This window comes from Candidatus Campbellbacteria bacterium, from assembly GCA_016699465.1.
Taxonomy (GTDB): Bacteria; Patescibacteriota; Minisyncoccia; order Phycocordibacterales; family EsbW-18; genus EsbW-18.
Map to the genome: position 1 here is coordinate 690,526 of CP064977.1, position 25,655 is coordinate 716,180.

The window sequence follows — 25,655 nt, forward strand, 5'->3', positions numbered from 1 at the left end:
TTAATTAGTTTTCTATAGTGGGTGTGTTATAGCTTATTTTTTGAGCGTCTTTAGAGAGTTTAAAAAATATACTTACAATAATAATAAGGCGAACAAATTCCATGGTGATGATGGAAATGAGAGCGCCCCAGATACCGTATACAGGAAGGAGAATGAAAAGGAGTAGTATCTTTGTTGCGGGGACAATAGTTTGGAGTATATAGAGCCATTTTTGTTGCATTTGTCCAACAAGAAATTGTTGAAATAAAACTGCCGGGAAAAAAAGTATTACAAGTGAAAATACTTGGGAATAACGAATTGCTTCAATGTAGTTTGGAAAAAAGAATGTAAAAAACCATGGGGCTATAGCAATATAAAAAAGTACAATACTAAGAGCTCCACAAAATACAAGCAATGCCTTTCGGGGAAGTGTTTTGTATAGCGGTAACGGATCAGCGGCACTAAACTTAGGCAATGATATTGTTGCAAGCAGTTTACTTCCAAATCGTAATTGTTGTGGTGCCGCAAGTGCAATGGTATACAGTGCCATTTGAACAGCTCCTAGGTAGTGAAAAACCAGGAGGCGATCTAGTTGCATTGAGATAGAACCAAGTACATTTATAACACTTAAATGTTTTCCATAGGTTAGCATTTTTGATTCGGTTTTTTGTGGTGGATTGTATCGTGTAAGCGTGATCTTATAAAAAATCATTCCAGTGAGAGCGCTTATTCCAAAAAATGCCATCACAAGAAAAGGTGTTGCAGCTGTAAAGAGTGAAACAATTCCAGTCGCGAGTAGTGGGGTAATGGTGTATACCACACCAAAAATAGTTTCTGTTTTGAATTCCTTTTTTCCGATAAGGAAAGGACTAAAAAAACTACCCGCTTGAGAAAAGGGAATAGTGATACCGATAATCACTAGCGACCACCCAAGAGCGACGTTTCCTTGTATAAAATAATATACAGCCGAACCCCACGCTACAACAGTCATCAATACACTCCACGAGAGAAACGTTTTGAATCCTTGGCGAACAACGCCGTCATTTCCGCGTGCTACGGATTGAATAATGGCAGTTCCCATTCCTGTTAACGAGAATGCGGTTATAATTCCTGCAAACGATTGGATAAATTTATAATTACCGAGAGCTTCTTTTGAAATAGTGTTTGCAAGTAGCAGTGTAAGTAAGAATCCAGAGCCAGCACCCATTATTCGTCCGAATGTTATCCAAAAACCACCCTTTGCTAGATAGAGCATGTCTGTTTTTGTGTATCGTTCGCTCCAGCGAAGTGCAGCAACCATCTTTTTTTTGAGCTCGTCCATGTGTGGTAGTGTACCCCGTTAGAAACAGGAAACCAAATGGTTTTTTAGTTCGTATACAATCACGGGTTCTGCTTGGTGTGTGTTCATATATACCACCGACCGAAGAGTCGACCATCCTTTTTTAAGGTGCTATAGTATCTCGCATATGCAACGTATTCTTGAAAAATGTAGTATTGCAGGTTTGTTACTTATCCCGTTTGTGCCGTTTGTGGTGACGGGATCGATGTTTTTTCCATTTATCACAGGTAAGGCGTTTGTCTTCCGTGGTATTGTCGGTATTGTAGTGGCTTTGTGGTGTGCTCTTATGGTGTATGACACATCATATATTCCAAGAAAGAACCCAATACTTTTTGCGGTCCTTGGTTTTTTTGGAATTGTCGCACTTGCAGATATTTTTGGCGTACACTTTGTGCGAAGTATGTGGAGCAACTTTGAGCGCATGGAGGGGTTGGTTACCTTTGTATATCTCTGCGCATTTTTTGTAGTGAGTTCAACAATACTTACACGTACCAATATGTGGAAGGCGTTTTGGAATACATCGATTGTCGCCAGTTGTATGGTTGGGGTATATGCGCTTTTTCAGGTCGCAGGAAGTATTGCAATTTCACAGGGAGGAGCGCGTGTTGACGCAACGCTCGGCAATTCCATTTACTTAGCAGTCTACATGCTCTTTCATATTTTTGTGACGTTGTGGTTTTTGTACCAAAATCGCTTGTCACGAGCACGTTCTGTTGTGTATGCACTGGCCATCCTCATACAGTTCATCGCGCTTTTTTACACGGGAACTCGAGGTACAATGCTCGGTCTTTTTGCAGGATTAGGACTTACTGCACTTCTTATTGCGTGGCGTGGGAAAGAACATCCTCGTCTACGCAGGTTGTCTCTCGGTTTTATTGTGGTCGTTCTTGTGTTAGTTGGAGGTTTTGTTATTGTTCGCAAATCATCTTTTGTACAAGGGAATGAAATGCTACAACGTTTCGCGAATGTTTCTTTTGTTGACGGAACAGTCCAGTCACGTCTTGTGTTGTGGAGTGGTATTGCAAAAGATGGATTTCTCGAGCGACCGGTACTGGGGTGGGGGCAAGATAACTTTATTGTGGTATTTGGAAAATACTATGATCCACGAATGTATCAACAAGAGCCGTGGTTTGATCGTGCCCACAGTGTGTTCTTTGATTGGCTTATCTCGGCGGGTGTTCTAGGACTTTTGTCATACCTCTCGTTGTTTGGTGTAACGGTGTTTCTTCTTTGGCGTCCAACAACAGATCTCTCGATTCCAGAACGAGCTCTTTTTACGGGCTTACTCGCGGGGTATTTCGTACATAATATTTTTGTGTTCGATAATCTCATTAGTTACATTTTCTTTTTCCTTTTTATTGGTTTTGTTGAATCATTTTCTTTTGCTTATCAACGCAACGGTATACAAGAAAAAAGTATTCGTGAGGGCGCGCTCATTCAAGATGTGTTTCTCCGTAAGGGTACAGCAGTGCTTGGCGCGGGAGTAGTTTTGTTTCTTGTGTACACAACAACTGTTCCGCATATTGTTGCATCACAGTCGCTCATCAAGGGACTTATTGCTATTGGAAACGGCGAAGATCCTGCAGTTGCGTTTCCATTGTTTGAGCGAGCATTACAAGATCCTGTAGGAAGAGATGAAACGCGGTTGCAGTTGAGTCGCGTCGCGTTTACTGTTGCCCAAAGTTCCGCTTCTGAGGATAGTAAGCAAAAGTATCTTGCTCGTGCATATGCAGAGGCACAAAAGGCGGTGCAGGAAGATCCACTGAATACTCGACCAAAATATTTCCTTGCTACGTTTGAAGCGCGTCTTGGAAATTTTGATGCGGCCATTCGTCTTTTTGAAGAGTTGTTGGCCATTAATCCTGATAGACAAATGTTTTTGAGTGAGTATGGAACAATACTTCAATTAAAAGGTGAGGGTATGCGAGCGCGAGATGTGTTTCAAACATTAGTACGACTTGCTCCGACCGATCAGGGGTATGCAGTTCGGTATATTGTTTCTTTATTCAACCTGAAAAACCCTTCGGATGCATTACTTTTTGCACGAGAAACATTTGGCACAACAACGGAAAAACTTATTTCAGAAGAATACTATCGTGGAAAAGTAACAAGCTATAACGATGCGGTGGAGAGTATTGGTTTTCAAGTTACTCGTGGTGAGCTTCTCAAGAATAAAAATACGGATGAGTATATTTCAAAAATGAATGAATTAACGAGTGCACATCGAACGGCTGAGGCAGTGCAACTTCTCGATGATGCTATTCGTGTAGACGTAACGATCGCACGTAATGCTCAAGTAATACGAGAAGCGCTTCAAAAAGGAAACGAGGTATCGATGTCGGCAACAACTACACACTAAGAACGCTTGCATTTTCTTAGTGTGTATGCTATACTACTTTCGTGAGTGCGGTAGCGTGTTAAGCTACTCCACAGATGTTCTGCGAAAGCTCCGCCCTTTGGGCGGGGTTTTCGTTCACGGACAGAAACATATTTGTACATAATTTGACATATTGATACAGATTTTAGAAAAAATATAGAGAAAAATTTCATTTTTTTATGATTTTATTACGAAATATGTGTCCACGATGTCCACGATCGTGAGTATCGTGGACAGGTGGTGTGGTGTGCTTACAAATGAGAAATGGGAGTTGTCCACATTTTCATTAAAAACCTTTTTAAATAAGGGTATATCAGGATACAATGTACCTGTTGGAAGGTTTAAATCACGAAATGAAAAACCCGACTTTTTTGCGTTATGTTACAACAGTAGTGCTCGCTCTTTTTCTTGTATGCGGAACGCTTTTTGCGCATTCAGCACACGCCTTTTCTCTTGATTCTTTTTTGAATACGTCGTCACCACGTTTTGTTCATACAAAGGAAGTCGCAGCATCTTGGTGGAATGCGTATGCCTACACAGCAAATGCAACTACTGGTCTTGTTGTTGAAGGATTCTTAGCGGTATGTACAGAATCACCAGCTATCCTCGCGTCTCTACACACGACTATTTCAGATATTCTCACAGACGGCGCTGAAGGTGTAATCACAACACTTGTGTATGATACGGTTCCGTTTATTCAAACTGTACAGGATATCAATACAACCGTTGCCAATATCTACATCACGGGCGCGCAAGAAACATTTGCATTAGTTGGTGTATATGGTCGCACCGTGTATGAAGCAAATGCATTCGCATCAAGCATTCTTACAAACGGAGCAGAAGGTGTTATTACACTACTTGCAAACAACGCCACAACATTCGCACGAACACTTTTTGACATCAATACAACCGTTGCCAATATCTACATCACGGGCGCACAGGAAACATTTGCATCGATTGCAACGTACGTTGTCAATGTGCGTGATGCAAATATGGCGGTGTCCGCTCTTTTGCTTGCAGGAGCAAATGATGTTGTGACGACAACTGAAAATAGTATGCATGCTCTTGCGCGCGCACTTCACCAAACGGCGCGTAGTATGCGTGTGGAAGGGCACACTACATTTGCCGCAGTATACTCAAGTCTCGTACCGCCACAAGCAACATCAACACAAACACCAGCACCAACACTCTTCCAGAGAGCGCGAACCGCCCTCCGTTCATGGCTTGGTATCACCACAACGGTCATCACACTACCATCACTTCCAACACCACCAGCACCCGTTCAGCAAGTAACACAGACAACCATCCAAGGACCAGAACGCATCATCGAAACACATACGTTCACCAACAACGTTCTCGGTCTTTCACAAGCAGATCTCACGAATGCAATTGCAGGACTTCGTCTCGAGTTGTTGCCAAAGATTAAACAGGCAATGGGTTCACCAACATACAACCCTCCCGACACCGCATACCTCGAACTCTCAGGTGGCACGCTCACTGGAAATCTTGCAGGCACCTCACTCACACTCACCAATAATCTTTCTGTTGCAGGTACTTTTGCTGATAGCAGTGGTGATGTGGGAACGGATGGCTACATTCTTCAAACAACAGGCACGAGTACCAACTGGGTTCCTGCAGCATCATTGAGTGTGACAGGAGATGGTACCTTCTCCACCACATCCGCTGACTACTTCATCACAAGTTCTTCAACCATCGCCCATGCATCAGGTGTTGCACTCGGCAACGTACTCCAGTGGGACGGAAGTGCCTGGGTTTCAGCCGCGACATCAACGCTTGGCATTGGTACATCGCAGTGGGTAACAAATAGTTCGGATATTTACTACTCAACAGGCAACGTCGGCATCGGTACTACGTCCCCGTATGCAAAACTTTCTGTCGTTGGTCCGGTTGTGGCTGAATCATTTAATGCAACATCAACAACGGCGACGAGTACGTTTGCGGGTGTTTTGTATACTGCGGGTTCTTTTGCGGATAGTACGGGGAGTAAGGGGGTAAATGGCATGGTTCTTCAATCAACAAACACTGGTGTGCAGTGGGTGGCCACATCATCACTCGGCATCTCGGGCATCACCGACCACGGACTACTCACCGGACTTTCTGACGATGACCACACACAATACGCGTTACTTGCCGGACGTTCTGGTGGGCAGACGCTTGTTGGAGGAACGGGGGCAACAGACGATCTCGTTCTTGATGGTTCTGCCGCAACGGCGGGAAGCGTGACCGTGAGCGAAGACGGAGATATCAATGTGGGTGGATTATTGAGTGTTCGACATAGTAATGTTTCTGCCCCGTACTATTCTCTTGCGACGTTTGGATCTGCAAGTACTGGCTATTTGAGTATTTCGCAAGGGGATTCGGTCGGTAGGATTCTCAACTTTTTTTACGGATCTGATATGGGGCTTTCGAATGGAAGTAGCCTCTTGTGGTCAGACAGTACAGACGGAGCATTGGGAACAGTAGATACCGGCCTCTCCCGTATCTCTGCCGGAATCCTCGGTGTTACAAACGGTTCTTCTGGTGGTGGTGCGCTGTATGCAAATTATTTTAACGCAACATCCACAACTGCGACGAGTACGTTTGGGGGACGCATCATCTCTCCAGGTATCGTTGGGGGAATAACTGGATCTGGGATACTGACACTTGATGGAGACCAGACGGTGGCTGGAAGTGCGTCGGTTGCTGCTAACGGAGTGATTTCGTATAATGCGACGCAAAACACTGGGTCAATATCGATCGGGCCTATGAACTACGAGAACCTAGGTAGTGTTGCCTATACCATTGGCGCAGATGCTCGGTCTGGTCAGCAGGGGATGTTTCTTGCTACTGGTGGGTCGCTGGCGAATCTGGCGATAAGGAACCTGTTCCTTGGTACGGGGAGTACAGATTGGGGTGGAACGTTTGTCGCCTTGATTGCTGATGGTGCGAATGCTCTTGCACAACGCAACAGCACGAACGCTCAGAATTTCCGTTTGTATGGCACGTACACTGACACAAATAACTATGAACGCTTCACCGCTTCAACAACACAAGGAACCGGTGTTGTGCTCGGCATGGAAACCGCGGGAACAGGTGCGGATAATCTGCATATCATTCTTTCCCCGGCAGGAACAGGCAACGTCGGCATCGGTACTACGTCCCCGTATGCAAAACTTTCTGTCGTTGGTCCGGTTGTGGCTGAATCATTTAATGCAACATCAACAACGGCGACGAGTACGTTTGCGGGTGTTTTGTATACTGCGGGTTCTTTTGCGGACAGTACGGGGAGTAAGGGGGTAAATGGCATGGTTCTTCAATCAACAAACACTGGTGTGCAGTGGGTGGCCACATCATCACTCGGCATCTCGGGCATCACCGACCACGGACTACTCACCGGACTTTCTGATGATGACCACACACAATACGCGTTACTTGCCGGACGTTCTGGTGGACAGACGCTTGTTGGAGGAACGGGGGCAAGCGATACGTTGACTCTTGATGGAAGTCTTGGAACATCGGGCGCTCTTGTTGTGGGTGCATCGGGAGCATTGCTTGCTCCCGATGGAAATGCTACAACACCTGCGTATTCGTTTGCGAATGCGACGGGAATCGGAATATATAACGGTGGTGGAAACGAGTTGTCGTTTGATGGTGGATCACATCTGTTTACTATCAATGGCTCTAATCTTCTCAACCTTGTTTCAAACAAGGTGAATTTGGGTAGTGCTGTTGGTCTCAACTGGGGCACGATAGGCGGCTCTATGGATATCGGCCTCTCCCGTATCTCTGCCGGAATCCTCGGTGTTACAAACGGTTCTTCTGGTGGTGGTGCGCTTATGGCGGACTATCTCTCTGCAACATCAACAACGGCGACGAGTACGTTTGCGGGTGTTTTGTATACTGCGGGTTCTTTTGCGGACAGTACGGGGAGTAAGGGGGTAAATGGCATGGTTCTTCGGTCAACAGGCACTGGTGTACAGTGGGCGGCAACGTCAACACTCGGGATTTCGGGCGGGCTTGGTACGGGGGGGCCGTCGTTTTCGGTCAATAAAAATACTACGAATCAAACCGTGACGGCAAACGTTGCAACGCTTCTAACGTGGAGCACAGAAGTGTTTGACACAAACAATAACTTTAGTACATCAACAGGAAAGTTCACCCCGACAGTTGCTGGAAAATATATCATCAGTGGTACTGTATATTGCCCCGGGGCGACAAACTGTTATGTGTATATCTACAAGAACGGTTCTCTATACTTGCAGGGTGGAGAGGGTAGTGCCTCGAGCGTTGTTGCGAATATCTCGGCGGTTGTCGACATGAATGGTTCAACCGACTACGTTGAGCTCTACGGACTCACCGGGGCAACGACCATTTCGGGTGCCGTTGATTCTACCCAATTTTCAGGTGCACTCTTGGCACCAATCGATGCCGACGGTGGTGGATGGACGACAAATGGGTCGTACACCTATTTGACCAATGCCACAAATCTGGTTGGTGTTGGGTCAACATCTCCTTCTGCAAGATTTATCGTCAAAGGGAGCGGAACTGCTACAAACGCCTTTCAGGTTGTTTCGTCAGCAGATGTAAATATTCTTACTGTGTCGGATCTTGGATTTGTTGGTATCGGCACCACATCTCCCTATGCGAAGCTTTCCGTGGTCGGTGATGTCGCCATCGCAAGTGGCGGTCTCTATGACAACAACGCTTCACGAGGATCGAGTGGTATGGTGCTCCGGTCGACCGGCACTGGCTTGCAGTGGGTCGCAACATCGACACTCGGGATTTCGAGTGGTTCATCGCAGTGGACGACGAGCGGATCGAATATTTATTACAGCACCGGAAATGTCGGCGTCGGCGTAACATCGCCAACATCTGCGGCGCTTGAGATCCAAGGGACGAATGGTACCGGAGCCGTTGCTCCGTTTGCACTATTTGCACAAGGAGGCAACGGCGGATCAGATGCCACGAACGGGTATAAGGGAGGGGGCTTCTCATTTATCGGAGGGGATGGTGGAGGAGCTTCTGATGGAACTGACAGCTTCGATATTTCTGGAGGTGATGGTGCTGACTTCGTTGTAACGGGCGGTGCTGGTGGTAGTGCGGATGGTGGGACAACTTCTACTGGAGGCGCCGGTGGAAGCGTCATCATTAATCCCGGCGCTGGAGGGGTTGCAACTGGCAGTAATCCACAAAACGGCGCTACGGGCAATGTCCTTCTTTCATATGATCGCGGCAACGTGGGTATAGGAAGCATCAGTAATTCGTCCGCAATGTTGTATTTCTATGATTCGAACCAGGGCATTAAACAATCGAGCGGGTCGCTTCAGTTCCTCACCGGAGGGAGCCCGCGTTTCTATGTCGCATCGGGTGGAAACGTCGGCGTTGCAACATCGTCTCCGTGGCGGACATTCGCGGTGACCGGCACTGTTGGTTTTTCGAGCACGCTCTCTGCTGAAGCTGGGAGTGACAACTATCTTTGTATCGACCCGGTGACGTATGAAGTAACGAATGGCGGGGCAAACTGTGGTGCGTCGTCGGAGCGTTTCAAAGAGAACATCGTCGATCTTGCCTATGGGCTTGATGAAGTAAAGGCACTGCGCCCCGTCAATTTCACCTATAAGAGAGAGATTACGCCGGACGGTTCCACACATATCGGACTTATTGCCGAAGAGGTCGCTCAGATTGTTCCGGAGGTTGTTGAATTTGATGAGGACGGAAAGCCCGAATCGGTGTCGTACGACAACCTCGTTGCGCTTCTCATTAAGGCGGTGCAGGAGCTCTCTGATAAGGTTGATGTGCTCCTCGCGTCGGCGGGACAATCAATTTCTGGTGGTGTGGCACGCTTTGTTGATGCGGTTGTTGACCGACTTACCGTGGGAAGTGCTGAGGAACCATCGGGGATCACGCTTTTTGATGATGTAACGGGCGAACCGTATTGTTTGTCGGTGCACAACGGTGCCACGGTGACCCAGGCGGGTGCGTGTGACACGCAACCTTTGGATGAACCAAACGGTGACGGCTCGGGTGCTGTTTCGGCTTCTGGATCTACCACAAGTGATCCTGTTGTTGACGAACCGACTACCGATGAACCAGGTGGTGATGAACCGGTCGTCGATGCCACGACGCCAGAGAATCCTCCCGCCGAGGAAGCCCCGGCGGTCGTTGAGCCTTCCAACGAGACTCCTGCCGAGAGTGTTGGAGATGTGGCCCCGTAGGAACCTGCGAATGTCTCAACAGGAACAACGGGTTGATGATTATTTCTATACAATTGTATACACCATGAAAATGTTTTCTTGAGAGAGGGGTGGTGTATACTATGTGTCGTCGTAGATGTGTGTTGTATATTTAAAATATTAAAAAATAATATATTCAGTATGAAGAAAATAACAGTAACTTCTATTATCGCCATGGTTCTTCTTGGGGGACTTTTTGGTGGTTGGGCATGGTACACGTATAACACGTTTCTTGGTCCAGATAGTGCCCTCATGGGCAACTCAACATATGTTGCCGTTTTTTTGACAACAAATCAGGTTTTCTTTGGAAAAATTGAGTCCATGAATTACCGAGACGTTGTTTTGACAGATACATTCTATTTACAACAAGGAGGAACGACTGCAAATCCAGAATTTATTTTGCAAAAAAGTGGTAGTGAACTTCACGCACCAGAGGATACGATGTTTATTAATCGAGACCACATTTTGATTATTCAACCTCTCAAGCCCTCGTCTCAAGTGATTACATCTATCAAGCAATATAAAGAATCGTTGACGAAGTCGGCTACACAAGAAACGGCAGGTAAAAAAGCAGCTGCGCCAGAGCCGGCTGTACCTGCTTCACAAGATGACACAACAGCAGAACCGCAGGTTCTTGAATAAGAATTTGAGATAGGTACTTTTGAACCGTCCTCTATTCGTGTAGAATAGAGGACGGTTCTGCATATGCATGACCGGCGGCTGCACTCACATAGAACAATACATGGAGCTTGTCACCCGCCGGTCATGCATGGATGGAACTCGTCGCGCACACGTATATGCACAAAACGTGCCACTTGCGCCGTATACAACACTACGTATTGGTGGACCTGCGCGTTATTTTTTTTCTGTAACCAACGATACAGAACTTCGGGAAGCGGTTTTGTATGCGCACACACAGCAAGTGCCGTTTGTTGTGTTGGGTGGAGGCTCAAACACACTCTTTGCAGATGGGGAATATGAAGGAGTCGTTATACATATGTGCATGAAAGGAGTTGTCTATGAAGAAAGGGACGATACAACAGTGCTCTGTATATGTGCAGGCGGGGAAGTGTGGGACGATGTTGTTGCAGATACTGTTACGCGTGGATTGTCTGGTTTGGAAAATCTTTCAGGTATTCCAGGGAGTGTTGGAGCGTCACCGGTACAAAATATAGGTGCATATGGTGTTGAGGTCGGAGATCATATTGAGTACGTTGAAGTATTTGATACGCGCACATTTAAAAAGAAAAAACTTTCTCGAGAAGAGTGTTGTTTTGGATATCGCGATAGTATTTTTAAATCACACGAAGGGCGCGCATACATTGTTACGCGTGTTGCATTCAGACTTTTATACAGACCGCATGGGAATGTCGGTACCATTTACAAAGACAATCGTTTTAATATTGGTGATCTTATTCGCAGGCGCACAGAAACACCAACACTAAAAGATGTGCGTGATGTGATTATTGAAGTACGAGATAAAAAAGGGATGTGTATAAAAAAGGATGGAACGTCTTTTGCTTCGGCTGGGTCTTTTTTCGGCAATCCTATAGTGTCACGTGCAAAGTTTGAGTATATTCTGAAGGTGGCAGAATACACTGACAAAGAAAAAGAGAGTAGATTGCGCCCGTGGTTTTGGGACCAATCAGATGGCTCTATAAAAGTGGCTGCCGCATTTCTTCTTGAATTCACAACATTTTTAAAGGGGTATACGCGCGGAAGAGTTGGCGTATCACCGTATCATTCGTTGTCTCTCATTAATCTTGGTAATGCAACAGCACGTGAAATATCTGACTTGGCACGTGATATGCAAGACGCCGTTGAAAAACTTTTTAATGTGCGTCTTGTTTCTGAAGTTGAGCACGTTGGTACTTTTTAATTACACGTTGTTTAGTAGTAAATTATTTTTTTGCAATTTATTTTTTGTAAAAATTTTTCTCCACGTATTGTTTTAAAAATTTTTTAAAACAATGAATGCAAAGTTATCCACACTTATGCATAAAACATGTTGTGTTGTGCACGATTATGAACGATAATTTTATGTAGTAAACATATGTGCACGCTAATGTGTACATTCGTGTTGGTCGACGTTTACCAAACCCTTATCAATCGTGGTACCACGATTCAAAATTATGGCAGCAAAAAAGAAAGCAAAGAAAGTTGCAAAAAAGAAAGTTGCAAAGCGTGCTCCAAAGCGCAAAGCAGCAAAGCGCCGAGCGTAAGCTAACGCTTTGTCCCACATACAAAAAATCGCCCTCGGGCGATTTTTTGTATACAAACACTTTATTCGTGATTGTTTCATACAATCACTTGCGCCCTCGGGCGATTTTTTGTATACAAACACTTTATTCGTGATTGTTTGTAACAATCACTCGCATCATACGACGTTTTTTGTATGCAACCTCTATTTGTTTTTGTGTTATAATGCGTTTTCATACCTTATATATGGAGTTTTTAAGTAAATTATTCGGAAGTGATGCATCACGGACCCTTTCGGCACTTCAGCCGATTGTTGCCCAAATCAACGGTTTTGAGCCAGCTATTGAGGCACTGTCTGATGAAGCACTTCGAGCAAAAACAACTGAATTTAAAGAACGTTTGGCACATGGGCTCTCTCTCGAAGATATTCTTCCTGAAGCATTTGCAGTCGTACGTGAAGCTGCGCGACGAACACTCAAACAACGGCACTATGATGTTCAGCTTATTGGAGGCATCATGCTTCACCGTGGTGCAATTGCGGAAATGCGAACCGGAGAAGGAAAAACGCTCGTTGAAACACTTCCTGCATACCTCAACGCACTTACGGGAAAAGGGGTGCACATTGTGACGGTGAATGATTACCTTGCTCGGCGTGACGCGGTGTGGATGGGCCAAGTGTTTGCGTTCCTCGGCCTCTCGGTTGGTGTAGTCAACAGTCAACGACAATCATTTCTCTATGATCCTGCGCATATGGATGCTGATCCAAAGCGTGATGAGGTGGGTTCATTTAAAGTTGTGTACGAATTTTTGCGTCCGTGTGAAAAACGAGATGCGTATGCTGCTGATATTACGTATGGTACAAACAGTGAGTTTGGTTTTGACTACTTACGTGACAATACGGTCTACCGAAAAGAAGATTTGTCTCAGCGTATGCCCCAAGATGGTGGACACCACTTTGCTATTGTGGATGAAATTGACTCTATATTGATAGATGAAGCGCGTACACCGCTTATTATTTCTATTACAACAAATGAGTCTGAGAAGTTGTACTCAACGTTTGCTGATATAGCCCAACGTCTTACAGAAGAAGAAGATTATGAGGTTGATGAAAAGAAACATGCCGTGTTACTCACTGAGGCGGGTATTGAAAAGGCGGAAAAAATACTCGGACTTGAGAATATTTACACTGACGCAGGTGTTCGGTACGTGCATCACTTGGAATCTGCAATAAAAGCAAAAGCACTCTACAAAAAAGACAAGGAGTACGTTGTGCGTGACGGGGAAGTTATTATTGTGGATGAGTTTACCGGACGATTACAACCAGGGCGTCGATGGTCGGAAGGGTTACATCAGGCAATTGAGGCAAAAGAAGGTGCTCGTATTCAGGAAGAATCGCGTACACTTGCTTCAATTACCTATCAAAACTATTTCCGCATGTACAAAAAGCTTGCGGGTATGACCGGAACTGCGTTCTCAAGCTCAGAAGAGTTTTTCAAAGTGTATGGACTTGATGTTGTTCCTATTCCAACCAATCGTGTGAGTGCGCGAAATGACCACAACGATTATATTTATCAAACAGAAAAAGGAAAGTTTGAAGCAATCGCAAAACGGGTGAAAGAGGCACATGATAAGGGGCAACCGGTACTTATTGGTACGGTATCGATTGAGAAAAATGAATTGCTTTCAATGCATTTGACGAATGAAGGTATCCCACACACGGTCCTCAATGCAAAAATGCACGAACAGGAAGGAGAAGTAATTGCGCAAGCTGGACGCAAGGGATCAGTGACGGTTGCCACAAACATGGCAGGGCGTGGAGTTGATATTAAACTCGGTGGAGCTCTTGCAACACCTGAAGAACACGAAGAGGTGAAAGCGCTTGGCGGATTGTTTGTGCTTGGAACGGAGCGTCACGAGGCGCGACGTATTGACGATCAGTTGCGTGGACGTTCGGGACGTCAGGGTGATCCAGGAGAAACACAGTTCTTCGTGTCTCTTGAAGATTCGTTGATGCGTGTGTTTGCGTCTGACGCCGTCAAGCGCATGATGGGTCGTTTTGGTATTCCCGAAGATGTACCAATTGAAAATCGTCTTATTAATCGGTCGCTTGAAGCGGCTCAGAAAAAAATTGAAGGACTCAACTTTGATGTACGAAAGCACGTGCTTGAATTTGACGATGTGATGAACACCCAACGAAAAACTATCTACGACCGTCGGAAGGCTCTTGTTCTTGGTGAGCACGCAGATATTGAGCGAATTCTTTTTGAAATGATAGGAGGTGATGAAGATATTGTTCGTAGTGCCCAAGAGAAAAAGAAAGAGCTTGGAGACGTTCCTTTTTTGGAAGCGGCGCGTCGACTCATGCTTCAAGCGATTGATGTTTTTTGGATTGACCACCTCGAATTGATGGACTTTACGCGTAGTAGTGTAAACCTTCGTGCGTACGGGCAACGCGATCCGCTCGTAGAGTATCAAAAAGAAGGTTTGATGGCGTTCCGAAGAATGGAAGCTTCAATTGAAGGACACGTCATGAGTATGGTGCCTCAAATTGGCGCTGGTGCATTTAGTAAAGAAGAAGAGCAGTTGCGACGCGAGCGCGCACGCTTACAAATGATTGCAAATGATTCATCTGATGCAGCCCCTGTGCAAGCAAAAAGTATGGAGCACTTTGGACGTAATGATATGGTGACTATAACAAACGGAACACTTACGCAAGAGATGAAATACAAAAAAGCAGAACCTCTTATTCAAAGTGGTGAGTGGAAAGTTGTTGAACAAAAATAAATCTATGCTTGGGGACCTCATTCTTTTTGCACAGTCGCTTTTCTTGTCCATCGGTCCATGGGGTGTGTTTGTTCTTGGTTTTTTACAAGAAGTTATTCCGCCGATTCCTTCGACACTTGTAACAGTGTCAGCAGGGTTCTTTTTTCTTGAGGGAGCACCATTTTCGTGGGCGGCATTTCTCAGACTCTTTTTGTACATTGGACTACCTATTGCTGTCGGTCTTTCTCTTGGTTCACTCATTATCTATGGCATTGTGTACTGGGGAGGAAAACCAATCGTATTAAAGTACGGTGTATATATGGGAATATCGTGGGACGAAGTCGAAAAAATGCGTGTCTATATGGAAGGGCACACATGGGATGATGTGCTTTTGTTTGCAGCGCGTTCGTTTCCGCTCATGCCAAGCATTGCCATTAACGTGTTTTGCGGTCTTGTCCGTTGGCGACCTGTACCGTTTTTTTTGCACACCTTTTTTGGTACCATCATTCGCTCAATGTGGTCAGGATTTATTGGGTGGCAATTTGGTAATTTCTATCTCAAGTACTCGACGATGGTGGAAGGTGCACAAAATAGTATTCTCGTCATCGGCGTTCTTGTGTGTGGCGCATTTCTTTATTACCACAAGAAAAAGAAGAATATGACGAGAAATGTTGCTCCGTCTGAAGAAGTGGTAGAATAGAAGTGTTTATAGGTTTACCCATACATAACACTATAATATGAATATTCTTTTTAAAATCGTTCTGGCAGCACTCGCTGTTCTCGGGGCTTCGTATTTGGTACCTGGTATTTTTGTTGAAAGTTTTTATGTAGCGCTTATTGTCGCCGTTGTGCTTGCGGTACTTAATCTTATTGTGAAGCCAATTATTGTTGTCTTAACACTTCCGATTAACATTGTGACCCTTGGGCTTTTTACACTCGTCATTAATGCTGGGCTTTTCTGGATTGCTGCGTATTTTGTTGACGGTTTCGCCGTTCAAAGATTTCTCGACGCGTTTATCGGTGCACTTCTCGTTTCAGTTGTGGTGTGGGTAGGGCACAAATTTCTTCCTGACAATGACTAAGATTCGCATTGTTACCCATAGTGGAGGGTTTCATGCCGATGATGTTTTTGGTGTGGCAACACTGCAACTACTTCTTGCAGGTAATGAGATTGAGGTTATTCGTACTCGAGACCCAGAAATTATTCGATCAGGTGACTACGTGTTGGATGTTGGGGGGGTATACGACCCAGCAACATGTCGTTTTGATCACCACCAAGCAGGCGGGGCAGGAAAGCGTGAAAATGGTATTCCATATGCATCCATTGGTTTAATTTGGAAAGCGTTTGGAGCACAGGTGTGTTTGTCTCAGGAGGTAGCAGATGATATTGAAACTCGGCTTATACAAACAATCGACGCCTTTGACAACGGAATAGATACATATACCGCAACGACACCCGGCGTGTATCCATACATTATTTCAACTGCCATGTTTGCATTTACCTCATTGGGGGTTGAGGTGGAAAATTTTGATAATCGTTTTTCTGAAGCGGTTGCTTGGGTGACGGTGCTTTTAAAAAAGGAGATACTGTCTGCCACAAACAGGGTTGCTGTATTTGTTAGTGCACATAAATCCTATGAAGAGGCGTCTGATAAATCGCTTGTCGTATGTGAAGGAAAATTGAGTCGAGAAGTACTCATGGAAGCGTTTCAAAAGTACCAAGATGTTATCTATTTTATAAAACAGCACGCAGATGGAACGTGGCAGGTGGTGTGTGGGGTTGATGATGTGCACGTATACAAGAATAGAAAAGACTTACCAGCATCGTGGGCGGGGAAACAGGGCTCTGAGCTTGCTGATATAACAGGTGTACCTGATGCTGTATTCTGTCACAACGGACGTTTTATGGCGATTACAAAAACAAAAGAAGGTGCAATAAAACTAGCTGAATTGGCTCTTTCCGCGTAATATACTCTCCTATGCCATTTATTGACGAATTACATCTACATTTGGCCGCAGGTCGCGGAGGCGACGGTGTTGTACGCTGGCTGCACCTTAAAGGAAAAGATTTATCTGGTGCTGCTGGAGGAAACGGTGGTCGTGGGGGTGATGTTGTTGTTACGGCAATTCGTGATATTACCGTACTCCTTCGTTATAACGATCAAAAAAGTTATGAAGCAGAAGACGGTGCGCCTGGAGGAAGTCAAAGCAAGGAGGGAAGAGATGGTAAAGAACTTCTATTTGAATTTCCTGTGGGGACTGTGATTACCAATGTGCAGACAGGACAGCGTTTTGAACTTCTCACTGAAGGGCAGAGAGAAATTATTCTCCAAGGTGGCAATGGTGGATATGGCAATGAGCACTTCAAAGGTTCACGAAACGTTACACCGCGACAATCAACAAAAGGAAAACCCGGTGAAGAGGCCGATTTTGAAATTGAACTACAGTTGGTTGTTGATGCGGGTTTGATTGGTCTACCAAATGCTGGTAAGTCGAGTGTCCTTAATGCGCTTACAGGTGCACATGCAAAAGTTGGTGACTATGCGTTTACCACACTCAACCCAAACCTCGGTGCGCTGTATGGATTCGTACTTGCGGACATTCCAGGATTGATTGAAGGCGCAGCAGAAGGACGGGGTCTTGGACATACATTTCTTCGTCATATTAAACGAACCAAAACACTCATTCACTGCATTTCATGTGAACATGAAAATCCCATTGAGGCATTTACCACTATCCGTACAGAACTTTCAAAGTATTCTAATGATTTGGCAGAAAAGCCAGAACTCATTTTGTTTACAAAACGGGATCTTCTTGATGAAAAAACACTTGCCCTTCGTGTCAAAGATTTTGCTAAAGCAACAAAGATTCCCGCAAAGAGTATTGTTACCGTTTCTGTGTATGATGATGCCTCTCTCAAGGAGCTCGGAGACACTATTGTTAAGGCCTTAAGAAAAAAATAAAAAATCTCGTATACTAGAGTTATGCCAGAGTACATACCAACAATTGGGTTAGAGATTCACGTTGAGCTCAAGACGCAGACGAAGATGTTCTGCGACTCCAAGAACGATCCCGACGAAAAACGGCCCAACCAGAACGTCTGTCCCGTCTGTATGGGTCACCCTGGCACCTTGCCAACCATCAACAAAGAGGCGGTCAAACATGTGCTCCGCGTTGGTATGGCGGTCGGTGGTACGCTCGCTGATTTCACCGAATTCGATCGCAAGAACTATTTTTATCCTGACATTCCAAAGGGATATCAGATTAGCCAATATGCGTATCCGTTGGTCAAAGGTGGCGAGCTTCACGGTGTGGCACTTACACGAATTCATCTTGAGGAAGATACTGCGCGTAGTCAGCATGAAGGAGATCATTCACTTGTCGATTTTAATCGTGCAGGTGTTCCGCTCATGGAGCTTGTTACCGAACCGGTGATTCACTCTGCAAAAGAGGCAGGTGATTTCGGTCGTGAATTTCAATTACTCCTCCGAACGCTCGGCGTGTCGGATGCAGACATGGAAAAAGGTCACCTTCGTATGGAAGTGAATCTCTCAGTCTCGAAAGATCCGAATACGCTCGGTACGAAGACCGAAGTGAAGAATATCAATTCGTTCAGTTATGCTGAGAAAGCAATCGAATACGAGATTGAACGACAGATTGCCGTGCTTGAAGCGGGCGAAGAGGTTATTCAGGAGACTCGTGGGTGGGATTCCGTAAAAAATCAGACCTACTCGCAGCGAAAGAAAGAATCATCACACGATTATCGATACTTCCCAGAACCAGATTTACCAAAACTAAAAATTTCAGAAATCCCTGAGTTTTCTCATGATGCCCTTAGAGCAAGCCTCCCCGAATTGCCTTGGGTACGACGTGCGCGCTACCTTGCGCTTGGTTTGAAACAGCAAGATGCCGACATGTTTGTACAAGATTCTATGTACGGAGACTTTTTTGAAGCGGTTTCAAAATGTTTGAACAGCAATGCACAAAACATAATTCTCGCGACTAACTATATTGCAGCTGACCTAGCAGGAATTCTTAAAGGTGCGCCTATTTCAATTACACCAGAGAACTTTGCAGAACTCATTGAAATGCTCTCCGGTGGTCTCGTTTCTTCTCGTGGTGGAAAAGATATTTTGGCACACATGGTTGCTACAGGTGGTTCTCCAAAAGAAATTGCAGAACGTGAGGGATTACTACAGCAGAGTGATGAAGGTGCACTTTTAAAAATTGTTGAGCAGGTGATTGCTGAGAATCCAACCGTTGTTGCCGAATACAAAACAGGGAAGGAGGCACTACTTCAATTTTTTGTCGGTCAAGGAATGAAGCTTTCAAAGGGTGCTGGAAACCCAAAAATGTTTCAGGAGCTTTTCAAGAGGAGTTTAAGCTCTTAACCTTTTCTCTCTATAAACAATCTGCCGCCGTCGGATTGCTCCAACGGCGGCGTCTGCGTTTGTGGCCTAGGAAAGGCCTGAGTTAATGGCTTCTTCGTCGAGCTGTCGGTCGGCCTCGATCATGGCCTCCAGCTCTTCGAATAGTGGTCCCGACCTGTCTCCGAGAACAGTGTCGTCGGGGATGGTCGGTCCCATCGAGAGGGGAAGCCCGTTCTCCTCGCAGATGGCGACGCCAATCTCTCGGAGTTTTTCTCTGATGGCAACTTGGAAGTCCTCCTCACCCCCAAAGAGCCTCAAAGAGAGAACCGCCTCAGAGCCCACTTTGCGTACATCGCGGAATGTCTTCACGTACTAAGCCTCCTTTCATGAGGTTTCCGATAAGGCAATGTACTAGATACAACATTTTGTCAATTGTTTATGGTGGTGTATTCGTACTGCAAAACGACGTGGTATACTTTTTGTATATCAATTATTCCTAGTATCCAGTATCTAATCTCTATTTATGTCACGCATCGCAATCAATGGTTTTGGTAGAATCGGACGTTCGTTTCTTAAACTTGCACTCAAATATCCTGAGATTGATATCGTTGCCATCAACGACCTTGGCGACGCGCAGAACCTTGCCTACCTACTTACGTATGACAGTGCATATGGGCGCTCTGACCTTGATGTGCAAGCTCACGACGGGGGAATTACTGTGAATGGAAAAGATATCCCGTTTCTTCAAGAGAAAGATCCTATTAATTTGCCGTGGAAAAAACTTGATGTAGATATCGTTATTGAATCAAGTGGCTTTTTCACAAATTATACAGATGCAAAAAAACATCTCGACGCTGGCGCAAAACGGGTGGTGATTACTGCCCCTGCAAAAGGTGATGCTGTGGACGGTATTGAAACTGCGACCGTGTTGATGGGTGTGAATGAAGACAAATTAAAGACGTGTGATATTACCTCAAATGGTTCGTGTACCACAAATGCAGTGAGTCCGGTTATTCAGATTTTGCACGAAACACTCGGCGTGGAAAAAGCAGTGCTCAATACAGTACACGGCTACACGCAGTCACAAAATTTGCAGGATGGTCCAAATAAAAAAGATTGGCGCGAAGGACGTGCCGCTGCGTACAACATTGTGCCAACATCAACAGGTGCCGCAGTCGCTGTAACAAAAGCGATTACTGATTTGGAAGGAAAGTTTGATGGTATAGCAATACGAGTTCCAGTGATAGTTGGTTCTATTGCTGATGTCACACTTATTACGAAACGAAACACAACAGTTGAAGAGGTAAATGATATTTTACGAAAAGCATCCGAGGATGCTCGCTGGCAAGGAATTTTGAAAGTGAGTGATGATGAATTGGTTTCTGCAGATATTGTTGGTGAACTGTATGGTGCAATTGTTGATAGCAAACTCACACGTGTTGTTGATGGAAACTTGGTGAAAGTGCTTTCGTGGTATGACAATGAGATGGGCTACACCGCAATGCTTGTACAACATGTCCGCAAGATGTCAGCTAGTTTGTCATAATCATAATTATCTAACGAGATGAAAATTGCACTTGGAGCAGATCACGCAGGATTTAAACTCAAAGAATACGTGAGAGATTTTCTTGTTTCTCAAGATCATGAGGTGATGGATAAAGGTGCGTTTTCATTTGATGCTGATGACGATTATCCAGACTTTGTATTTTCCGTAGCACATGCAGTTGCTGAGGGAGAAGTGGAGCGAGGAATTGTTATCGGGAGTTCAGGGCAAGGGGAGGGGGTTGCCGCAAATCGTGTTAAAGGTATTCGTGCACTTGTGTATTACGGAGCACACGAATCTCTTGGGCAAACATCGAAAGTTGGTGAACAAAAAGGAATTATCGAATCGAGTCGTGAAGATAATGATTCAAATATTCTTTCACTCGGCGCATCTTTTGTAACACATGAGGAAGCCAAGGAAGTTATTGAGAAGTGGTTGAATACTCCGTTTACAAATGAGGAACGTCACGTTCGTAGAATTCAAAAACTAGACTCTACTTTCTAGTTTTTATATTTTTTCTACATTTTATTTCATACACACTATCTACCACATACTATTTTTATGATACAAGTTGTTCCAACGATTATTCCAGAAAATTACACTGACATTCTGGGCGATGTTGCACGTGTCAAAGGTATTGTTTCGCGTGTACAGATTGATGTTGCCGATGGTACGTATGCGCCATCAAAAACATGGCCATACAATGGGGATGAGTCGCACCTCAAAGAAATTCTTGCACAAACAGAAGGACTTCCATATTGGGACGAAATGGACTATGAAGTTGACTTACTCATCAATGAACCAGAACGTGCGATTGATACATGGATACAAGTAGGTATTGCCGCTGCGATTGTGCATATTGAAAGTACACAAAAACTTGATGAAATAATTCAGAAATTAAAAGATGTTGACTGTGAAATTGGTCTTGGTATTAAACCGAGTACGCCAAATGAAGAATTGTACCGATATATCGGTACAATTGATTTTGTGCAGTGCATGGGAAGTGACAGTATTGGATATCATGGTGTTGCGTTGGATGAACGAGTGTATGACAAAATACAATCTCTCCGTGCACAGTTTCCTGAGCTTCCTATTGCTGTTGATATTGGAGTTGATGATGAGACGGCGCCGCTTCTTGTTGAGGCAGGAGCGACAAAACTTGCATCGGGCTCTCTCATTTTTGGAAGTGAGGATATACGCGACACAGTGACCTATCTTCAAAATCTCTAAAGAAATGTGTGGACGTTTTTTTCGGTGGCACGCATGATATGATACATACAGTCATGACGCACCTTTCTGATGAAAAAATTAAGGAACTAGAACTGAAAGCGAACGACATTCGTATGTCGGTTATCGACATGCTTGAAGATGCGGGAAGTGGACACACGGCTGGTCCGCTTGATATGGCAGATATTTTTACTGCATTCTATTTTCATATTCTTAACCATGACCCAAAGAATCCAGAGTGGGAAGAACGTGATCGCCTTGTACTTTCAAACGGTCATATTGTACCGATTCGATACGCAACAATGGCGCACGCAGGATACTTTCCGATGAGCGAACTCAAAACTCTGCGTAAATTTGGGAGTCGTCTGCAAGGACATCCAGAACGAGAGAGATTGCCAGGACTAGAAACAACATCAGGACCTCTTGGTTCGGGGCTTTCTCAATCTGCAGGTATTGCGTATGGTGCTCGAATGGATGGAAAGAAGTGGCGCACGTACTGTTTGATGTCTGACGGCGAGCTACAAGCAGGAAATACGTGGGAAGGTGCCATGTTTGCTGGGAAAAATAAACTTTCAAATCTGACTGCGGTTATTGACCGCAATAACATTCAAATAAATGGTATGACGGAAGATGTGATGCCGTTGGAACCACTCGCAGATAAGTGGCGTGCATTTAATTGGCACGTGATTGAGGTTGATGGGCACAATATGATGGCATTTGTTGATGCAATTGATGAAGCAAAAGCAATCGTGGAAAAACCAACAATGATTATTGCGCATACGATTGCCGGAAAGGGAATCAAAGAGATTGAATACGATTTTCACTGGCATGGAAAACCGCCAACAAAGGAAGAAGAACAAAAGTTTTTGAAAGAGCTACGAACATTAAAGGGAACAATTGAAGCAAGTCACAATGATTAAATCAGAGCAAAAACTAGCGGGGAATATTTTTGATACAGACATCAAAAAAGTACCAACGAGAGATGGTTTTGGTCATGGATTAGTAGAAGCGGGGAAGGCGGACGAACGCGTTGTGGTGTTGTGTGCCGATCTGGAAGAATCAACGCGTGCAGAGTGGTTTCATAAAGAATTTCCTAAGAGATACATTGAAATAGGTGTAGCCGAGCAAAATCTGGTAACTATTGGAGCCGGATTAGCTGCGGTGGGAAAAATTCCATTCATCACATCGTACGCAACATTTTCTCCCGGACGAAACAATGAACAAATTCGAACAACGATTGCACTCAACAACGTGCCAGTAAAAATTGTGGGTTCACACGCCGGTATTTCGGTTGGTCCTGATGGTGCAACACATCAAGCGCTTGAAGATATTGGCCTCATGCGTATGTTGCCTAATATGACTGTTATTGTTCCTTGTGACACTGTTGAGGCCCAAAAAGCAACAACTGCATGTGCCCAAACACCTTTTCCGACGTACCTTCGTCTTGGAAGGTCGGCAACTCCCGTTGTTACAACACTTGAGAGTCCTTTTGAAATTGGTCGTGCGGAAATACTTTGGGAAAGTGACAGTTCAACTTCTTTGCCGCAGGTTGCTCTTGTTGCGTGTGGTTCATTGGTACACAACGCACTTCTTTCTGCAAAAAAACTACAAGATGAGGGTATTGGTTCAATTGTAGTAAATAATCACACAGTGAAACCAATGGATGAGAAAACAATCACAGAAGTTGCTTCTAGGTGCGAAGCGGTAGTTACCATTGAAGAACATCAAATTGCTGGAGGTATGGGTTCTGCGGTTGCTGAGATACTCGCACAACAAAAGCCGGTGCCTATTGAGTTTATTGGCGTGTATAATCAATTTGGTCAATCGGGAACTCCCGACGAACTTATCAAGCACTACAGAATGGATGTGGATTCTATTATTGAAGCGGTGAAGAAAGTTATTTCAAGAAAATAATATGGTAACACCTGGAACATACAAACATTCAAAAACAGGAAATCTCTACCGTGTGATTGGTATTGCAAAGCACTCTGAAACACTGGAAGATGTAGTTGTGTATGAAGCGTTGTACGACAATCCAAAATCAAAACTCTGGGTACGGCCACTTTCTATGTTTGAAGAAGAGGTGGAAATTGGAGAGCAAAAGCGAAAAAGATTTGAGCGAGTAGGTGAATAGTAAAAAAACTCTCTTACGAGAGTTTTTTTACTTGGTAGTTCGCAGGAGCTTCTACAAGGTGTTTTTCAAGTTGTTCGCGGGAGAGAAGTCCTTTCTGTGCTCCGATGTATTGCACAACTGACATGGAATTAATTGGTCCCCACGCAAGTGCTTCTGAAAGTGGCTTGCCGAGCGCAAGTGCTGCAATGACCGTCGAAGAAAAAGCGTCTCCTGCACCCGTGCGATCTACCGGCGGCTTTGGATCTGGATACATGGTGACTGAAAACGTTTCGTTGTTGTGTGCATCGTATGCATATGCACCTTTTGGACCGTCGGTAATAATGACAATCTTTGGACCAAGTTTAGAAATACCTTCAAGAAGTATTTTGATATCACTGATATCTGATGTTTCTAAAATTCTTCCCGCTTCCTCGCGGTTGCAGAAGAAGGTGTGCGTATGAGCATAGACGTCAGATAATTCTTTTGCACCGAGTTGTATCTGGAATGTCCCTGGTTGAAAGGCGAGTTTAATAGAAGGGTGTGCTTCGAGGTAACGAGCAATTTCGTGGTGGTATTCAAGTGAGTGGTTGGCAAGTGATGAGAGGTAGAGCCATGTGGGTTCCCCAATATCAGGAAGTGCGTATGGGTATGGTTGGTGTTTAATCAAGATAGTTCGCTCTGGTCCGTACTGTAGAACGTAGTGGTGGTTACTGAGCATGTCCTCATGAATTCGAATGAAAGATGTTGAAACATTGTGCCCAGTGAGGGTTTCAAGAATTTTTGTTCCAAGTTCATCATCTCCAACATCACTTACAAATGCCGTCTTGAGACCAAGTCGTGTTGCCGCAACGGCCGCGTTTGCCGAATTACCTACCGCATGAATAACGGTAAGATTTTTGTATGACACCTTGTCTCCAAAGCGAAAACAAATCTCGTCGTACCCTTTGTCTTCTGGGTCACGCTTTGTGTCGATACGTACGTCTTCTAATTCAATAAATTCGTCGGTGACGGTGTCGCCAATGGCGATGAAATCATATGTATTCATATGTCGTCTAGTATACCATGTGCATTTTTTCTTTTACTAAAAAACACAGGAGGCGCTGCCTCCCGTGTGGTGTAATAGTGAACATCTATCGTGCCCATTCAAAGAAATCTGAAGAGAAGTGATTGACTCCCGAAACCTCAACCTCAATTTTGGGCTCAGCTGTGGCGAGCGAGAGAACGAAGCACCCGCCCTTTTCGCGATTCTCATCCGGGACTTGCTGTACCGAAGTTACCACGAGTTCCCCGGGGTATTTTTCTCGGAAGGTCTCTGGGGCGTTTTTGGAGAATTTTACAACATCTCCAATGTGTACATCCTCGGTGTTGTGCGGCAGGGCACTGTTGCACAACAGACACATGGTGTTGCCTCCTTTCTTTGGTGGACTTGTCTGGTGCAATTTAAGCATATGTGGGTGTGTATGTAAACTGGTGGAACATGGGGCATGTAACACAAGGCATGTAACACAAAGC

Annotated in this window: 20 protein-coding genes; 16 read left to right on the top strand and 4 right to left on the bottom strand. The window is 44.8% G+C overall.

The window, feature by feature from the left end:
- Nucleotides 1-4: 4 nt before the first annotated feature.
- A complete protein-coding gene (locus IPJ70_03870; protein ID QQR82385.1) occupies nucleotides 5-1,300 on the bottom strand; it encodes an oligosaccharide flippase family protein in 1,296 nt (431 codons plus the stop codon).
- Nucleotides 1,301-1,445: 145 nt separating this feature from the next.
- Between IPJ70_03870 and IPJ70_03875 the strand changes: the two genes are divergently transcribed.
- The 10 genes from IPJ70_03875 (at nucleotide 1,446) to gatB (ending at nucleotide 19,281) form a co-directional block, all read left to right on the top strand.
- On the top strand, nucleotides 1,446-3,677 hold the full coding sequence (locus IPJ70_03875; GenBank protein ID QQR82386.1) for an O-antigen ligase family protein: 2,232 nt from the start codon (nucleotides 1,446-1,448) through the stop codon (nucleotides 3,675-3,677).
- A gap of 371 nt (nucleotides 3,678-4,048) precedes the next feature.
- A complete protein-coding gene (locus IPJ70_03880; protein QQR82387.1) occupies nucleotides 4,049-9,910 on the top strand; it encodes a tail fiber domain-containing protein in 5,862 nt (1,953 codons plus the stop codon).
- Nucleotides 9,911-10,069: 159 nt separating this feature from the next.
- The gene (locus tag IPJ70_03885) at nucleotides 10,070-10,570 is read left to right on the top strand and encodes a hypothetical protein (protein QQR82388.1); all 501 of its coding nucleotides are present in this window, start codon (nucleotides 10,070-10,072) and stop codon (nucleotides 10,568-10,570) included.
- 100 nt (nucleotides 10,571-10,670) lie between these two features.
- Nucleotides 10,671-11,807 (top strand): UDP-N-acetylmuramate dehydrogenase, encoded by a 1,137-nt coding sequence (locus IPJ70_03890; protein QQR82389.1) that lies wholly within the window; start codon nucleotides 10,671-10,673, stop codon nucleotides 11,805-11,807.
- 566 nt (nucleotides 11,808-12,373) lie between these two features.
- Nucleotides 12,374-14,911, top strand: a complete 2,538-nt coding sequence (secA, locus tag IPJ70_03895; GenBank protein ID QQR82390.1) for a preprotein translocase subunit SecA — start codon at nucleotides 12,374-12,376, stop codon at nucleotides 14,909-14,911.
- Nucleotides 14,912-14,915: 4 nt separating this feature from the next.
- Nucleotides 14,916-15,590: a VTT domain-containing protein gene (locus tag IPJ70_03900; protein QQR82391.1), complete on the top strand. Its 675-nt coding sequence runs from the start codon at nucleotides 14,916-14,918 to the stop codon at nucleotides 15,588-15,590.
- Between the two features lie 37 nt (nucleotides 15,591-15,627).
- Complete coding sequence (locus IPJ70_03905) at nucleotides 15,628-15,972, top strand: phage holin family protein (GenBank protein QQR82392.1); 345 nt, start codon at nucleotides 15,628-15,630, stop codon at nucleotides 15,970-15,972.
- Complete coding sequence (locus IPJ70_03910) at nucleotides 15,965-16,858, top strand: MYG1 family protein (GenBank protein QQR82393.1); 894 nt, start codon at nucleotides 15,965-15,967, stop codon at nucleotides 16,856-16,858. Before IPJ70_03905 ends, IPJ70_03910 begins: the two co-directional genes overlap by 8 nt.
- An 11-nt stretch (nucleotides 16,859-16,869) precedes the next feature.
- A complete protein-coding gene (gene obgE, locus IPJ70_03915) occupies nucleotides 16,870-17,853 on the top strand; it encodes a GTPase ObgE (GenBank protein ID QQR82394.1) in 984 nt (327 codons plus the stop codon).
- Nucleotides 17,854-17,874: 21 nt separating this feature from the next.
- Complete coding sequence (gene gatB, locus IPJ70_03920) at nucleotides 17,875-19,281, top strand: Asp-tRNA(Asn)/Glu-tRNA(Gln) amidotransferase subunit GatB (GenBank protein ID QQR82395.1); 1,407 nt, start codon at nucleotides 17,875-17,877, stop codon at nucleotides 19,279-19,281.
- A gap of 66 nt (nucleotides 19,282-19,347) precedes the next feature.
- Here the strand turns inward: gatB and IPJ70_03925 are convergent, their stop codons facing one another.
- Nucleotides 19,348-19,629, bottom strand: coding sequence for a hypothetical protein (locus IPJ70_03925; protein ID QQR82396.1), 282 nt, complete (start codon nucleotides 19,627-19,629; stop codon nucleotides 19,348-19,350).
- A 154-nt stretch (nucleotides 19,630-19,783) separates the two neighbouring features.
- Between IPJ70_03925 and gap the strand changes: the two genes are divergently transcribed.
- The 6 genes from gap to IPJ70_03955 are packed head-to-tail and all read left to right on the top strand — an operon-like array spanning nucleotide 19,784 to nucleotide 24,164.
- Nucleotides 19,784-20,806, top strand: a complete 1,023-nt coding sequence (gene gap / locus IPJ70_03930) for a type I glyceraldehyde-3-phosphate dehydrogenase (GenBank protein QQR82397.1) — start codon at nucleotides 19,784-19,786, stop codon at nucleotides 20,804-20,806.
- A gap of 18 nt (nucleotides 20,807-20,824) precedes the next feature.
- The gene (locus tag IPJ70_03935; GenBank protein QQR82398.1) at nucleotides 20,825-21,307 is read left to right on the top strand and encodes an RpiB/LacA/LacB family sugar-phosphate isomerase; all 483 of its coding nucleotides are present in this window, start codon (nucleotides 20,825-20,827) and stop codon (nucleotides 21,305-21,307) included.
- Between the two features lie 57 nt (nucleotides 21,308-21,364).
- A complete protein-coding gene (locus tag IPJ70_03940) occupies nucleotides 21,365-22,033 on the top strand; it encodes a hypothetical protein (protein QQR82399.1) in 669 nt (222 codons plus the stop codon).
- Between the two features lie 53 nt (nucleotides 22,034-22,086).
- The gene (locus IPJ70_03945) at nucleotides 22,087-22,950 is read left to right on the top strand and encodes a transketolase (protein QQR82925.1); all 864 of its coding nucleotides are present in this window, start codon (nucleotides 22,087-22,089) and stop codon (nucleotides 22,948-22,950) included.
- Nucleotides 22,943-23,944, top strand: coding sequence for a transketolase family protein (locus tag IPJ70_03950; GenBank protein ID QQR82400.1), 1,002 nt, complete (start codon nucleotides 22,943-22,945; stop codon nucleotides 23,942-23,944). Before IPJ70_03945 ends, IPJ70_03950 begins: the two co-directional genes overlap by 8 nt.
- A gap of 1 nt (nucleotide 23,945) precedes the next feature.
- The gene (locus IPJ70_03955) at nucleotides 23,946-24,164 is read left to right on the top strand and encodes a DUF1653 domain-containing protein (GenBank protein QQR82401.1); all 219 of its coding nucleotides are present in this window, start codon (nucleotides 23,946-23,948) and stop codon (nucleotides 24,162-24,164) included.
- Nucleotides 24,165-24,177: 13 nt separating this feature from the next.
- Here IPJ70_03955 and IPJ70_03960 read toward each other — a convergent pair whose 3' ends face one another.
- On the bottom strand, nucleotides 24,178-25,188 hold the full coding sequence (locus tag IPJ70_03960) for a carbohydrate kinase family protein (protein ID QQR82402.1): 1,011 nt from the start codon (nucleotides 25,186-25,188) through the stop codon (nucleotides 24,178-24,180).
- 85 nt (nucleotides 25,189-25,273) lie between these two features.
- Nucleotides 25,274-25,591: a hypothetical protein gene (locus tag IPJ70_03965; protein QQR82403.1), complete on the bottom strand. Its 318-nt coding sequence runs from the start codon at nucleotides 25,589-25,591 to the stop codon at nucleotides 25,274-25,276.
- Nucleotides 25,592-25,655 lie beyond the last annotated feature (64 nt).

Excerpts from the sequence above, each read along its gene's own strand:
- IPJ70_03870 (QQR82385.1), bottom strand. The coding sequence starts at position 1,300 with ATGGACGAGCTCAAAAAAAAGATGGTTGCTGCACTTCGCTGGAGCGAA.
- IPJ70_03875 (QQR82386.1), top strand. The coding sequence starts at position 1,446 with ATGCAACGTATTCTTGAAAAATGTAGTATTGCAGGTTTGTTACTTATC.
- IPJ70_03880 (QQR82387.1), top strand. The coding sequence starts at position 4,049 with ATGAAAAACCCGACTTTTTTGCGTTATGTTACAACAGTAGTGCTCGCT.
- IPJ70_03885 (QQR82388.1), top strand. The coding sequence starts at position 10,070 with ATGAAGAAAATAACAGTAACTTCTATTATCGCCATGGTTCTTCTTGGG.
- IPJ70_03890 (QQR82389.1), top strand. The coding sequence starts at position 10,671 with ATGGAGCTTGTCACCCGCCGGTCATGCATGGATGGAACTCGTCGCGCA.
- secA (QQR82390.1), top strand. The coding sequence starts at position 12,374 with ATGGAGTTTTTAAGTAAATTATTCGGAAGTGATGCATCACGGACCCTT.
- IPJ70_03900 (QQR82391.1), top strand. The coding sequence starts at position 14,916 with ATGCTTGGGGACCTCATTCTTTTTGCACAGTCGCTTTTCTTGTCCATC.
- IPJ70_03905 (QQR82392.1), top strand. The coding sequence starts at position 15,628 with ATGAATATTCTTTTTAAAATCGTTCTGGCAGCACTCGCTGTTCTCGGG.
- IPJ70_03910 (QQR82393.1), top strand. The coding sequence starts at position 15,965 with ATGACTAAGATTCGCATTGTTACCCATAGTGGAGGGTTTCATGCCGAT.
- obgE (QQR82394.1), top strand. The coding sequence starts at position 16,870 with ATGCCATTTATTGACGAATTACATCTACATTTGGCCGCAGGTCGCGGA.
- gatB (QQR82395.1), top strand. The coding sequence starts at position 17,875 with ATGCCAGAGTACATACCAACAATTGGGTTAGAGATTCACGTTGAGCTC.
- gap (QQR82397.1), top strand. The coding sequence starts at position 19,784 with ATGTCACGCATCGCAATCAATGGTTTTGGTAGAATCGGACGTTCGTTT.
- IPJ70_03935 (QQR82398.1), top strand. The coding sequence starts at position 20,825 with ATGAAAATTGCACTTGGAGCAGATCACGCAGGATTTAAACTCAAAGAA.
- IPJ70_03940 (QQR82399.1), top strand. The coding sequence starts at position 21,365 with ATGATACAAGTTGTTCCAACGATTATTCCAGAAAATTACACTGACATT.
- IPJ70_03945 (QQR82925.1), top strand. The coding sequence starts at position 22,087 with ATGACGCACCTTTCTGATGAAAAAATTAAGGAACTAGAACTGAAAGCG.
- IPJ70_03950 (QQR82400.1), top strand. The coding sequence starts at position 22,943 with ATGATTAAATCAGAGCAAAAACTAGCGGGGAATATTTTTGATACAGAC.
- IPJ70_03955 (QQR82401.1), top strand. The coding sequence starts at position 23,946 with ATGGTAACACCTGGAACATACAAACATTCAAAAACAGGAAATCTCTAC.
- IPJ70_03960 (QQR82402.1), bottom strand. The coding sequence starts at position 25,188 with ATGAATACATATGATTTCATCGCCATTGGCGACACCGTCACCGACGAA.
- IPJ70_03965 (QQR82403.1), bottom strand. The coding sequence starts at position 25,591 with ATGCTTAAATTGCACCAGACAAGTCCACCAAAGAAAGGAGGCAACACC.